12 protein-coding genes are annotated in these 12,534 nt (G+C 60.4%); 3 read left to right on the top strand and 9 right to left on the bottom strand.

The features are described from left to right. Positions 1–66: 66 nt before the first annotated feature. The 5 genes from ACLH0I_RS02415 to ACLH0I_RS02395 all read right to left on the bottom strand — a co-directional run bounded on the left by ACLH0I_RS02415 (position 67) and on the right by ACLH0I_RS02395 (position 5,410). Positions 67–486 carry an acyl-CoA thioesterase gene (locus ACLH0I_RS02415; RefSeq protein ID WP_411386203.1) on the bottom strand — a complete coding sequence of 140 codons (420 nt, stop codon included), beginning with the start codon at positions 484–486 and terminating at the stop codon, positions 67–69. 42 nt (positions 487–528) lie between these two features. Next, complete coding sequence (locus ACLH0I_RS02410; RefSeq protein ID WP_411386202.1) at positions 529–1,755, bottom strand: 3-hydroxyacyl-CoA dehydrogenase NAD-binding domain-containing protein; 1,227 nt, start codon at positions 1,753–1,755, stop codon at positions 529–531. A gap of 109 nt (positions 1,756–1,864) precedes the next feature. Further along, entirely contained in the window at positions 1,865–3,793 is a 1,929-nt protein-coding gene (locus tag ACLH0I_RS02405) for an ATP-dependent DNA helicase RecQ (protein WP_411386201.1), read from the bottom strand. A gap of 181 nt (positions 3,794–3,974) precedes the next feature. Beyond that, positions 3,975–4,202 (bottom strand): hypothetical protein, encoded by a 228-nt coding sequence (locus ACLH0I_RS02400; RefSeq protein WP_411386200.1) that lies wholly within the window; start codon positions 4,200–4,202, stop codon positions 3,975–3,977. Beyond that, entirely contained in the window at positions 4,199–5,410 is a 1,212-nt protein-coding gene (locus tag ACLH0I_RS02395; protein ID WP_411386199.1) for a colicin E3/pyocin S6 family cytotoxin, read from the bottom strand. Before ACLH0I_RS02395 ends, ACLH0I_RS02400 begins: the two co-directional genes overlap by 4 nt. A gap of 190 nt (positions 5,411–5,600) precedes the next feature. Here ACLH0I_RS02395 and ACLH0I_RS02390 point away from each other — a divergent pair, with 190 nt between their 5' ends. Next, positions 5,601–5,963, top strand: coding sequence for a DUF1493 family protein (locus ACLH0I_RS02390; RefSeq protein WP_411386198.1), 363 nt, complete (start codon positions 5,601–5,603; stop codon positions 5,961–5,963). A gap of 138 nt (positions 5,964–6,101) precedes the next feature. On the opposite strand, the gene ACLH0I_RS02385 is transcribed toward ACLH0I_RS02390, so the two are convergent. The 3 genes from ACLH0I_RS02385 to ACLH0I_RS02375 all read right to left on the bottom strand — a co-directional run bounded on the left by ACLH0I_RS02385 (position 6,102) and on the right by ACLH0I_RS02375 (position 9,424). Then, positions 6,102–7,646, bottom strand: a complete 1,545-nt coding sequence (locus tag ACLH0I_RS02385; protein ID WP_186707301.1) for a phosphoenolpyruvate carboxykinase — start codon at positions 7,644–7,646, stop codon at positions 6,102–6,104. 178 nt (positions 7,647–7,824) lie between these two features. Continuing rightward, complete coding sequence (gene hslO / locus ACLH0I_RS02380; RefSeq protein WP_411386197.1) at positions 7,825–8,727, bottom strand: Hsp33 family molecular chaperone HslO; 903 nt, start codon at positions 8,725–8,727, stop codon at positions 7,825–7,827. Between the two features lie 292 nt (positions 8,728–9,019). After that, positions 9,020–9,424, bottom strand: coding sequence for an RNA-binding S4 domain-containing protein (locus ACLH0I_RS02375; RefSeq protein WP_060739670.1), 405 nt, complete (start codon positions 9,422–9,424; stop codon positions 9,020–9,022). Positions 9,425–9,678: 254 nt separating this feature from the next. Here ACLH0I_RS02375 and ACLH0I_RS02370 point away from each other — a divergent pair, with 254 nt between their 5' ends. Both ACLH0I_RS02370 and rimK read left to right on the top strand, forming a co-directional pair. Further along, complete coding sequence (locus ACLH0I_RS02370; protein ID WP_186707337.1) at positions 9,679–10,143, top strand: ATP-dependent zinc protease; 465 nt, start codon at positions 9,679–9,681, stop codon at positions 10,141–10,143. Beyond that, positions 10,140–11,045 (top strand): 30S ribosomal protein S6--L-glutamate ligase, encoded by a 906-nt coding sequence (gene rimK / locus ACLH0I_RS02365; protein WP_053117324.1) that lies wholly within the window; start codon positions 10,140–10,142, stop codon positions 11,043–11,045. The genes ACLH0I_RS02370 and rimK overlap by 4 nt, the downstream gene beginning before the upstream one ends. 68 nt (positions 11,046–11,113) lie before the next feature. Here the strand turns inward: rimK and ACLH0I_RS02360 are convergent, their stop codons facing one another. After that, positions 11,114–12,427, bottom strand: a complete 1,314-nt coding sequence (locus ACLH0I_RS02360) for an ATP-binding protein (RefSeq protein ID WP_411386196.1) — start codon at positions 12,425–12,427, stop codon at positions 11,114–11,116. Between the last annotated feature and the right edge of the window lie 107 nt (positions 12,428–12,534).

Here is a 12,534-nt window from a genome sequence, read left to right as displayed (position 1 = left end):
GCCGGTAAAAGATCGCAGCCTTTGGCAGCTCTTCACAGAGCCTGACCGGAGGCTGCGATTTTTGTTTCAGACCACCAAACGCTCCATCGCCCCACGCAGCCGATCCGGAATCGCCACCGGCCGATTCGATGTCCGATCCACGAATACGTGGACAAAACGCCCCGCCGCGCAGGCCTCTTCCTCGCCCGCCTTGAACACCGCCAGCTCGTACTGCACCGAACTGCTGCCCAACTTGCCGACCCGCAGGCCGATTTCAATCCGGTCTGGAAAGGCGATCGAGGCAAAATAGTCGCAGGCCGAACTCACCACGAACCCCACCACCTCTCCGTCATGGATATCCAGGCCACCGACCTCGATCAGGTAGGTATTCACGGCGGTATCGAAAAAGCTGTAGTAGGTAACGTTGTTGACGTGACCGTACACATCGTTGTCGTGCCAACGCGTGGTGATGGGTTGCAAGTGTGGGTATTCGCTACGTTGGGGCATCAAGTGCTCTTCATGGTTGTTCAATGACTTCAGGATGACGGCCTACCGGCTCGCGAACCCCTTGCCCTGCGCCGCCAGTTCGCCGATCAGGCGCGCGGGCTGCCACTGGTCACCCTGCTTCGTTTCGAGCTCCAGCAGGCGCTCGTGGATAGCTTCCAGCCCCTGCCCGTCGGCCCAGGCCATCGGCCCGCCCTTTTCCGCGGGAAAGCCATAGCCGTTGAGGTAGACCAGGTCGATATCATGGGCCGACTCGGCAATACCTTCCTGCAAGATCTTCGCCCCCTCGTTGACCAGCGCCAGCAAGCAGCGCTCAAGGATTTCCTCCGGGCCGATCTCGCGACGCTGGAACCCCAACGCTTCGCTGACCCGCAGCACCAGCGCATCGACCTCGACGTCATGCTCGGCCTGTCGGCTGCCCGGCTCGTAGTGATAGTACCCATTGCCGCTTTTCTGGCCGAACCGCCCCAGTTCGCACAAACGATTGTCCACTTGCACCTCGGGCGCGTCCTGGCCCTTCCCCGCCAGCTCACGGGCACGCCATTCCAGGTCGATGCCGACGACGTCGTACATGCGGAACGGCCCCATGGCGAAGCCGAAGCCTTGCAACGCCGCATCCACCTGGTAGGGGAACGCCCCCTCCAGCAGCATCTTGCGCGCTTCCAGCACATACGGGTGGAGCATCCGGTTACCGATGAAACCATGGCAGTTGCCCGATATCACGCTGACCTTGCCCATGCGCTTGCCCAGCACCAAGGCCGCGTCCAGAACCGCTTTGGAGGTTTGCGCACCGCGGACGATTTCCAGCAGCTTCATGATGTGCGCCGGGCTGAAGAAATGCAGGCCCAGGACTTGGGCTGGCCTGCGAGTGACAGCGGCGATGGCATCGATGTCCAGTGCCGACGTATTGCTCGCCAGGATCGCCTCGGGCTTCAGCAGGCCGTCCAGCTCGCGAAAGATAGTCTGCTTGAGCTCCAGGTTTTCGTAGACCGCCTCGATCACCAGGTCCACGTCGCGGATCGCCGCGTAATCCTGTGCCCGCGTCACCCGGGCGATCCGCGCATCCGCCTCACCCTGGTCGATACGGCCCTGGCGCACGCCATGGGCGTAGGTCTCGGCTACGGCGGCCAACGCTTGCTCGAGCATTTGCGGATTGTTGTCGACCCATTGCACCGCCACGCCGGCATTGGCCAGGCACATCACGATGCCCCGTCCCATGGTGCCTGCACCGACCACCGCGGCGCGCTGAATATCGAAGGGTGTCTGGCTCATGTCTGCTCTCTTGTTTTGGCGATCCGAAGACAGCCTTCACCTTAGTCAGCCAACGAATATTTTTGAAATTTATTCGTGTGATGAGGGGCATTCAGCGGATGGATGCAGCTCACAGGTGCGCTTGGGCCCACTGGCGAACTTCAGCGTATGGATACGTTTCCAGTGCGGCATACCCATGGATCTTCCGTGCCTTCAAACGGGTGAACAGTGGCACGCTGATTCCGCACAGGAACCGGGTGAGGCGCTCGGCAGACGGCACGCTGCCGCTGTGCTGCTCATGCGTGTGGATAAAATCGCCACACAGCGCCTCGAAATTTTTATCCACAAGCGCCGGCAATACGGGCGGCTCCGGCAGGCGGGCGACATGCCCATGGCACACCGAACAATGGCCGCACTGGCGTGGCGCATTGCCGTCGCCGAAGTACTCCGCCAAGCGATGACCCAGACAACGGGCAGTGGCGAACAATTCGAGCATGGCGTGGATCCGCGCGATCTCACCGTGTTCGTGCCGGGTGAAGTAGGCGTGTAGCTCGGTGCTCAAGAGCTGCGCATCCAGATCCGCTTCCAGCACGCTGTACACCTCGGTCATCTGTTTGCTTTCCAGCTCGATCCAGCCCTTTTCCTGGAAATAATCCAGCGCCTTCACCACCCGATTACGCTCAGCGCGATACTGCTGGTACATCCCGTCAAAATCCACCGTGGCCCAACTCCGGGCGCGACTGGAGGTTTGGATGATGGCCGCGACGAAGTCCCGTCGCTCACCTTCGAAGCGCTCCAGCAGCTCGTGCGGCTCGGTCAGGAACTTGAAGCGGTACTCGGCGAAATAGGCATAACGCGGCGCGATCAGCCGGCGCAATTCCAACTGGACCAGCAGCGTCTTGAGCGGCAGTTGCCGGATGTTGCTCTGGTCCGCCAGCGGTCCCAACAAGAATTCCCACTGCCCGTCGGCTGCCGCGGCCTTCAGTTCATCGAGCACGCAACGAATGCCGGTAAGCTCCGGCGTATCGCCATACACGAAGTTCTCCAGCACGTTGAGGCTGTCGCGGTTGGCCAGCACCAGGCAATCGGAGGGCTTCCCGTCCCGTCCCGCGCGGCCGATCTCCTGGCTGTAGTTTTCGATGGACTTGGGCAAGTCGAAATGCACGACGTTGCGGATGTCGCTCTTGTCGATGCCCATGCCAAAGGCGATGGTCGCGACGATGCAATTGGATTGGCCGCCCATGAATCGCCGCTGGATGGTTTCGCGCTGTTCATGGGGCAAACCGGCGTGATAGGCCTCGGCCTGGATACCGTGCCGCCCCAAGTGTTCAGCGATCTGCTCGGCGGTTCGCTGCAAGGTGACGTAGACGATGCTCGGCTGCCCGGCACGCTCGCCCAACCACTGCACCAGTCGCGCGCGCTTGTCGGCACCACGCACGGGCTCGACCAGCAGATTGAGGTTCGGTCGGTAGAAACCGGTCGTCACCACATCGGCGGCAGCGATGGCGAATTTCGTCTGCATGTCGGCGATGACCTTGGGTGTCGCGGTGGCCGTCAGCAGCAATACCTGGGGAATATTGAACTGGTGCTGGTAGTCGGGAAGCTTGAGGTAATCAGGTCGGAAGTTATGCCCCCATTCCGAAATGCAGTGGGCCTCGTCCACCACCAGCAACGAGATCGGAACCTGCTGCAGGAAATTGCGAAAGCGCTCGTTCTTCAAGCGCTCCACGGAAATCATCAGGATCTTCAACTCACCCGAACGGGCCCGCGCCATGGCGTCGTTGGCTTCGTCACGGCTCTGGGCCGAATCGATGCTGGCCGCCGCGATGCCGTGGCGCTGGAGGAACGCCAACTGGTCCTGCATCAACGCCAGCAACGGTGAGACCACCAGCGTCAGGTGCGGCAAGAGCAGGGCCGACAATTGATAACACAGGGACTTGCCCGATCCGGTGGGAAAGATGGCCGCCGCCGACCGACCGGCAAGCACGGCGCCGATGGCCGCCTCCTGACCGGGACGAAACTGTGGATAACCGAAAACCTGTTCCAGGGTGCTGTGCATGCGCGGTCGCTCCTTTGACTGCTGCGATGCCCAAAGCCTAGCGGGACACTGCGGCGAGTCGAGAAAAGGTCGGGGTTGAATCGATACGGGATGATACAGCCTGAATGGCCGCGACGCGGATCGACTCAACAGGCAACGCAAGCGCGAAAACGTTTGATAACTGACCGTTTGAGCTTGGCGTTCAGTCATAAGACGTTAAATAAAGATCCAGCCCCTGCGGAAAATTCAATGAGGCCAATCGCTCAATTTCAAGCACCTGCTCTGCTGAAAGTCTGAAGTCCGCACCGATGTGATCATTGCTACCTGCCCATTGCATCACAGGCTTCAAGTCTTCCACCGACAAGCTGATGCTCTGCTCAAATACCAGCTCATCCTTGCCAGGATAAAAACCCAACACCCCAAAACTCATGGCTCTACCTTCCTTGCCTTATCTGCTTTTTTGGTCTGCTCGCCCGTGATGTGATTGAACTCACCTAAATGTTTTCCACGCGGGTTGTACTTTTCAAGAGCGCCATGCTGCCGGTCCCATTCATAAATATTACCTTTGCGGTCGTGCCAACGTGGACGTAATCCTCCACCTCCTTGTACGGGAGTTTTAGAGCGACCGCGAACAAGGTCGGGAAAAGCAGGAAGTACGCCTGTCGGGGTCGGGTAATATTTGTGATCAGAAATGCTGAGCACGATATACAACGGCGAAACCCCAGAATCCGCCGGAAACACAAGAATGAAATCCTTATACTCCGGCGGATAGATCGGGTTGACGATGATGCTGTCCGCCGCAGGTGTCGGCGGAAAAATCCAGATGTGCGGAGCCTGTGGCGCGGCCTCCAGCGCCGGGATGCCCAACGTCGCGGATGGATCGACCGCAGGCGTCCAGATCAACTCGACCCCATCGCCAAAGTCCGCCACTTGTTGCTCGCCGCGAGCCTGGAACGTCACCACCGGGATCATTTCCCAGTCACGTCGTGCCTGGGTGTTATAGCCGTATCCCTTGAGCGTGCCATCGGCCTGGGTCTCGACGTGCAACCGCACCCGCGTACGTGCCTGCTCCAGGGAGCGCAGTTGCTCTTCGGTGTACAACGAACCGTCACCCAGGCTCGTGGGCATCAGCAGCCCCACCAGGCCGATCAGTACACCCGCCGCCACGGGTGCAGTGACCGCGCCAGCAGCCCCCGCCGCCACACCAAGGGAAACCGGCATCGCCCTACCCAAGGCAAACGAGCCGAAGCTTGCCGGCAACGACCCACTGATATTCTTGAGCTGAATGCGCCCTGACTCGTCAGCTTGACGCCCGCCCAACAAGGTAAATTGGCCGTACTCCCTCAGGGCTTCAGTCGGGATGTAGCCGCTCGGGTTGTGATAGTCGATCACCGAATCAGGCAGCTTGCAGGACTTGGCAAATACACAGCCCTTCACGTCGGAAGGTGATGCTTCGCGGACCTGGGTCAAACGCTCGCTCATGTACGCCGTCTGCCTGGCGAGCATGGCCTCATAGGCCTGTTGATCGTCGTCTCTTTTTGCCAGTTCGCTGGGGGTCATGTCCCGCAGGATCCTGTAGCCCCGATCGCCACCGTAATGCTCCCAGACTTGCGGAACGCCGGCCTTCCGTTTCGTCATGCTCATCCCTGCTTGGTCGCCGTTAACCCCCGTTAAAAGGGCGTTGGCGAACCTTACCGAGCGGCCAGGGAAATACTCAGCAGACGGTTCCGAGACCATTGTGAGATCTTTCTTCTTTTTCCAATGACCAGCGATTCCCCCTAAACTTTCCCCCCAGACGAACACACGCCAACACCCCGGAAACCTCACCATGCACCTCGCCCCAGACTTCCCCGACGATCACGCCATGCGCCAGCTCATGGAGCTGCTCCACGAAGAAATCGGCCTGCCTGAACGCAAGACGATTCGCCTGGACACTGCGATCAATCTCGACTGGGGTTGTGACGGCGCGGACGCTCGGCATCTGATGGAAGCAGTGGAGGAACGGTTCGCCATCGAATTCATCGACTACGACGCCTACCGCTATTTCCAGCCTGAAGGATTCGATGTGTTTCAAAAGCGCAGGGCCAAGGGCCGGGGGAACAAGCTGCCACTGACCATCGGCATGCTTTACAAGGCGATCAAGGCACAGAAATGGGATACGCGGGAAGTGGAGGAGAACGAGGTGATTTGAGCACCTTAAGTGGCATTATTCTGGCTGTCTGGCTCGATTTCAGCTGGAATAATGACAGTTTCCAGCCCCTACGCACCTAACTAACCGCCCATAAAAAACCGCCCATTGAAGGGCGGTTTTTTATTCAACAACCAAGCCTTACAGCTGTGGACCTGCCGCCTTGATCGCGTCGCTCACGTCGAACTTCTTGAAGTTCTCGATGAACAGACCGGCCAATGCCTTGGCGGCTTCATCGTAGGCGGCTTTGTCGGCCCAGGTGTTGCGTGGGTTCAACAGGCCAGTCTCGACGCCTGGAACTGCCAGCGGCACGTCCAGGTTGATGATGTCCAGGTGTTCGGTTTCAGCACCGATCAGCGCGCCGCTCTGGATCGCTGCGATCACAGCACGGGTGGTCGGGATGTTGAAGCGCTTGCCGACGCCGTAGCCACCGCCGGTCCAACCGGTGTTGACCAGGTAGACCTTGGAGCCGAAACCACGGATGCGCTTGATCAGCAGCTCAGCGTATTCACCGGCTGGACGCGGGAAGAACGGGGCGCCGAAGCAGGTGGAGAAGGTCGACTTGATGCCGCTGCCCGAACCCATTTCGGTCGAGCCCACCAGTGCGGTGTAGCCGGACAGGAAGTGGTAGGCGGCTTGTTCTTCGCTGAGGATCGACACAGGCGGCAACACGCCGGTCAGGTCGCAGGTCAGGAAGATTACAGCGTTTGGCTCGCCACCGAGGTTTTTCGGTGCGCGTTTTTCGATCAGCTCACGCGGGTAGGCGGCGCGGCTGTTCTGGGTCAGGCTGTCGTCGGCGTAGTCGGCTTTCTTGGTGACGGGGTCCAGGACGACGTTTTCCAGTACGGCACCGTGCTGGATGGCTTTCCAGATGACCGGCTCGTTCTTCTCGGACAGGTCGATGCACTTGGCATAGCAACCGCCTTCGATGTTGAAGACCACGCCCACGCCCCAACCGTGCTCGTCGTCACCGATCAGGTAACGGCTTTCATCGGCGGACAGGGTGGTCTTGCCGGTGCCCGACAGGCCGAAGAACAGGGTCACATCGCCCTCTTCGCCCATGTTCGCGGCGCAGTGCATCGGCAGCACGTCAACAGCCGGCAGCAGGAAGTTCTGCACGGAGAACAGGGCTTTTTTCATCTCACCGGCGTAGCGCATGCCGGCGATCAGCACTTTCTTGGCCGCGAAGTTGATGATCACGGTGCCATCGGAGTTGGTGCCGTCGCGCTCAGGCTCGCAAACGAAATTCGGCGCGTTGAGGATCTGCCATTCGTCCTTGCCGCCGGCGTTGTACTGCTCGGGGTTGATGAACAGGCAACGGCCGAACAGGTTGTGCCACGCCGTCTCGGTGGTCATCTTGACCGGCAGGTAGTGCGCAGGATCGGAGCCTACATGCACATGGGATACAAAACGCTCGCGCTCGCCCAGGTAGGCTTCAACGCGGCTCCACAGGGCATCGAACTTGTCGGCCGGGAACTTGCGGTTGATCGGGCCCCAGGCGATGGCGTCCTGGGTGGTTGGCTCTTCCACAATGAAACGGTCGACTGGCGAGCGACCGGTACGATGACCGGTACGAACAACCAGCGCGCCAGTATCGGCAAGCTCGCCTTCACCGCGATTCAGGGCTTCTTTGACCAGATCATCGACACTCAGATCGGTGTACACGGCGTTATTGGCTTGCGTCATGAGATTCCCCGTCGGCCCGTGGCCGAGTGCTCCAAACGTTTTGTAGTAGGAAGTCGCGCACTACTACCCGAAAAAAGTGGGCCGGATTATGCCAGAAAACCCCAAAAAGAGTAGGGCCCTCCCGTCAGTACGGCGTAAATCCGGCGTTTGCCAGGAGATTTACCTGCGCTGAACCGTTTTAGTGTCGAGTATCTGACGGTGTGTCGACACCCGCACCGGCGAACAATTGAGCGATGTCCGCCGCGTCGAACAGGTAGCGTTCGTTGCAGAACTGGCAGTCGACTTCGATGGCACCGCCATGCTCGATCACCAGTTGCTGCGCATCTTCCAGACCCAGACTGACCAGCGCATTGCCGGAACGTTCACGAGAGCAACTGCATTGGAAGCGCAACGGCTGACCGTCGAACAAGCGCACCTGCTCCTCGTGGTAGAGGCGATGCAGCACCGTTTCGTTGTCCAGGCCCAGTAGCTCATCGGCGCTCAAGGTGCTGGCCAGAGCGGTGATGTGCTGCCAGCTGGCATCACGTTCTTCCGGGTCGCGCAGGCGATCGGCAGGCAGTTGTTGCAGCAGCAAACCACGCGCGCGCCGCCCGTCGGCGTAGAGCCAGAAGCGGGTATTGGTCTGCTGGGACATGACGAAGTAGTTGGTGAAGCATTCAGCCAGGGTTGCCCCATCCAGATCGACGATGCCCTGGTAACGCTGGCCTTGGGTCGGATCGACCGTCAAAGCCAGCACGCCGTTGGGCATCATGTCGGCCAGGGTGGCGTCGGGCGCGATCTGTTCGGCCTCATACCGGGCCAGGCCACGGATCTCACGCTCGCTGGAGCACTCGATCATCAGCAACGGCACCGGACCGTCGGAACGCGCCTGGAGAATCAGCAAGCCATCGAACTTCAGGGTGCCCACCAGCAACGCTGCGGCCGCCATCAGCTCGCCGAGCATTTGTGCGACCGGCTCAGGATACGGGTGCTTGGCGAGGACTTCGGCGTAGCTACGCTCCAACGCCACCAGCTCGCCACGGGCGTCGCTGTCATCGAAGATGAAACGCTGGGTGTAGTCGGTATCCGGTAAATCAGTCATAGGGTCTGGTATCTGAGGTGATGACAAATGATGGCAGGCATTTTAGGGGCATTCAGGATGGGTTCCAAGCAAGGCTTGGGTTTGCCTGACGGGAAGGGATTGACCACCTACCTGTAGACGCTGCGTAGGAGCTGTGTAGGAGCTGTCGAGTGCAACGAGGCTGCGATCTTTCCCCAGACAGTTGAGTCCAGAGCGAAAGATCAAGATCAAGATCAAAAGATCGCAGGCTTCGCCAGCTCCTACAGAGCCAGCGGGAGCAAGCTCCCTCGCCACGGGTGACATGACCGGTGCTTTATTCGTTGTTGCTGCCATGAAACTTGAACAGGTCCCGGCGCTGCTTCTTGCTCGGTTTGCCGTCGGTGCTGACCCCCAGGGCGCCGGCCTTGCGTTGCGCGGCGGCGGCTTCGCGCTTGGCGATGCTGGCTTCGGTTTCACGATACAGCGCCTGTGCTTCAGGCGCGCCGCGCCGCACGATCGACAGGGCCTCGACCACCACGGTCTTTTCATCGAACCCGGTGCGGATGACAAACTCATCGCCGATACGTGGCTCCTTGCCCGGCTTGCAACGTTCTCCGCGGTGATGGACCTTGCCGCTTTCGATGGCGGTCTTGGCCAGGGCCCGCGTCTTGTAGAATCGCGCCGCCCATAACCATTTATCGAGACGGACCTTGTCGTCCTCTTCCTTTTTTTGTGCCACTGCCATTCCTCTTTTCTGCCAATAGCCGGAACTGTACTACCGTTTTTGTCGGGCGCACGAATCCGGCCCGACGGATAGAATGCCCGTCAAACCGACGCCATACGCATCGCAGGGGTCGGAATCGGTTACACGCACAAACAAGTGCGTAGATAACTGTCGCCATTTTGTGATTATTCTGCGTGAATACCGCGATTCGCGGAGTCCACGATCCGATGCACTGATCGCAGGTTTTTTTATTGAAGATTTTTGACCATTTGACCGTTGTCGGTCTGCGCGAGTGGGTGGCGCTCCCGGATCTGGGAGTCGCGGGCCTGCGGGCAAAAATCGACACCGGGGCCAGCACCTCCAGCCTGCATGCCACTGACATCGAACCCTTCGAGCGCGATGGCGAAAAGTGGGTACGCTTCACCGCGCACCTCGGCACGGTGGTGCAGTTGCGCCATCGCCGCTGCGAAGCCCCCCTGGTGGCGCGCAAGACCATCAAGAGTTCCAACGGTCACGCGCAGGTCCGCTACGTGATCAGCACCACGTTGGCGCTGGGCGACCGGATCTGGCGGGTCGAGTTCACCCTGGCCTGCCGCAAATCCATGCGATATCGCCTGTTACTGGGTTCCAAAGCCTTGATCGACGGCCAACTGGTGGTCAATCCGGGTAGCAAATACGTTCAAGACAAGCCGGCATTCCCGGTGTCCACTACCTCTGCCACAGGTGTTGCATGAAGATCGCTGTGCTGTCGCGTAATCCGCGTCTGTATTCCACCCGTCGCTTGGTCGAAGCAGGGACCGAACGTGGCCATGAAATGGTGGTGATCGACACCCTGCGCGCCTACATGAACATCGCCAGCCACAAGCCGCAGATCCATTACCGTGGCAAACCGCTGGAAGGGTTCGACGCGGTGATCCCGCGGATCGGCGCATCCGTGACGTTCTATGGCTGCGCGGTGTTGCGCCAGTTCGAAATGATGGGGGTGTTTCCCCTCAACGAGTCGGTGGCCATCGCCCGTTCCCGGGACAAATTGCGCTCGTTGCAGTTGCTGTCACGGCGTGGGATCGGCCTGCCGGTCACCGGTTTTGCCCACTCCCCCGACGATATTCCCGACCTGATTGCGATGGTCAACGGCGCACCGCTGGTAATCAAGGTGCTGGAAGGCACCCAGGGCATCGGCGTGGTCCTGTGTGAGACCGCGACGGCGGCGGAGTCGGTGATCGAAGCGTTCATGGGCCTGAAGCAGAACATCATGGTCCAGGAATACATCAAGGAAGCCGGTGGGGCAGACATTCGCTGCTTCGTGGTTGGCGACAAGGTGATTGCCTCGATGAAACGCCAGGCCAAGCCCGGTGAGTTCCGCTCCAACCTGCATCGCGGCGGCAGCGCCAGCCTGATCAAGATAACGCCGGAAGAGCGCATGACCGCCCTGCGGGCCGCAAAGGTCATGGGCCTGGCCGTGGCCGGCGTGGATATCCTGCGCTCCAACCACGGGCCGCTGGTGATGGAGGTCAACTCCTCGCCGGGCCTGGAAGGCATCGAGACCACCACGAACAAGAACGTGGCGGGGATCATTATCGAGCATCTGGAAAAGAATGGCGGGCCGAACATGACCCGGACCAAGGGCAAGGGCTGATTCAACACAAATCCCTGTGGGAGCCGAGCTTGCTTCCACAGCTTCTCTGTCTTGCTTGAGAGAGATCGCTACACCGCATCCCGAGGCAGCATCAAGCCCAACGGCAACCGCACCCGAGCTTCCAATCCACCACCGGCGCGGTTGCGCAGCTCGACGTTGCCGCCGTGCATCGAGGCGATGCGCTTGACGATGGCCAGGCCCAGCCCCGTGCCCTTCCCCCCACGGGCGCGATCGCCCCGGGTGAAGGGATTGAAGATGGCTTCCAGCTCCGATGGATCGATGCCGGCGCCACGGTCCATGACGCTCAGCACCACGTAGGGCGCGCTGGTGTCGCCGGAGACATAGGCCGCGACTTCGACGCCAGCACCGGCATGGTTCAGGGCATTGCCGATCAGGTTGTTCAGCAAACGCTTCATCGACACCCGGCGTAATGGAAACGGCTGGATCGGTTCCAGGCGCAACTGCACTTTCTCGTCGTTCTGGTTATAGGGCGCGACCACTTCCCGCACCAACTCGCTGAGGTCCACCTCTTCCACGGACTCATCACGTCCGTCGCGAATGAACGCCAGGAACTGGTCGAGAATCGCGTCCATATCCTCGATGTCGCGGACCATCTCGTCGGTCAGGTCGGTGTGCTCACCCATCAACTCCAGCGACAGCCGCAGCCGGGTCAGCGGCGTACGCAGGTCGTGGGAGACGCCCGCAAGCATCAATTCGCGCTCGCGCCCGGCCTGTTCTACATCCTCGGCCATCTGGTTGAAGGCACGGTAGACCTCAGTCATCTCGCTGGGCGTATCGCTGATGGGCAGCCGCACGCTGCGCCCCTGGCCCAGTTGCCGAGCGGCGTAGACCAGGCGCTTCAACGGTTGGTTGAGCTGGCTGACGAAGATCCACGCCGACGCAGTCGACAGCAGGCCGATGGCCAGGAACCAGCCGAGCACGTTCCAGATTTTCTGACCGCGCAGCGGATGCGGATACAGCGGCACCTTCAGCCAGCCATCCCCCAGGCTCGGGGCTCGCACCCAAAGCGCCGGCGGCGAATGCATGCGCAATCGCACCTCGGTATCGGCGCCCAGTTCGGCCTGCATCTGGCGTTGATAAATCTCGCTGTACGGCCAGTGCTGCTCGCCCACCGGCACGCCGGCACCGAAGACGCGGATCAGCGTCGCCGCCTCGGCGATTTTCGCCCGGTTGGTTTCGTCCGCCGCCCAATAAGCCCGTAGGGTCAGAGCAACACCATGGCTGTACTGCCGGTCCACGAGCACGTCTTCGTTCATCAGCAGGTACACCAACGTCAGTGCCTTGGAGAAGAGCACGACGATCAGCACCAGCCAGAGGGTGCGGGAGAAGAAACTCTGGGGGAACCACACGGGGGTTTTCATGAATAACCGCTACACACTTGCAGGAGCGAGCGATGCTCGCACAATGACAGACCGCGAGTCGCCTGGAAGAAGACATTTCAACCGGCCAGGCCACCCGCTCCTACAAA

This window comes from Pseudomonas sp. MPB03 (assembly GCF_046605385.1).
In the GTDB taxonomy this organism is placed as follows: Bacteria; Pseudomonadota; Gammaproteobacteria; order Pseudomonadales; family Pseudomonadaceae; genus Aquipseudomonas; species Aquipseudomonas zanjanensis.
This window is presented reverse-complemented; position numbering and strand designations above follow the sequence as displayed.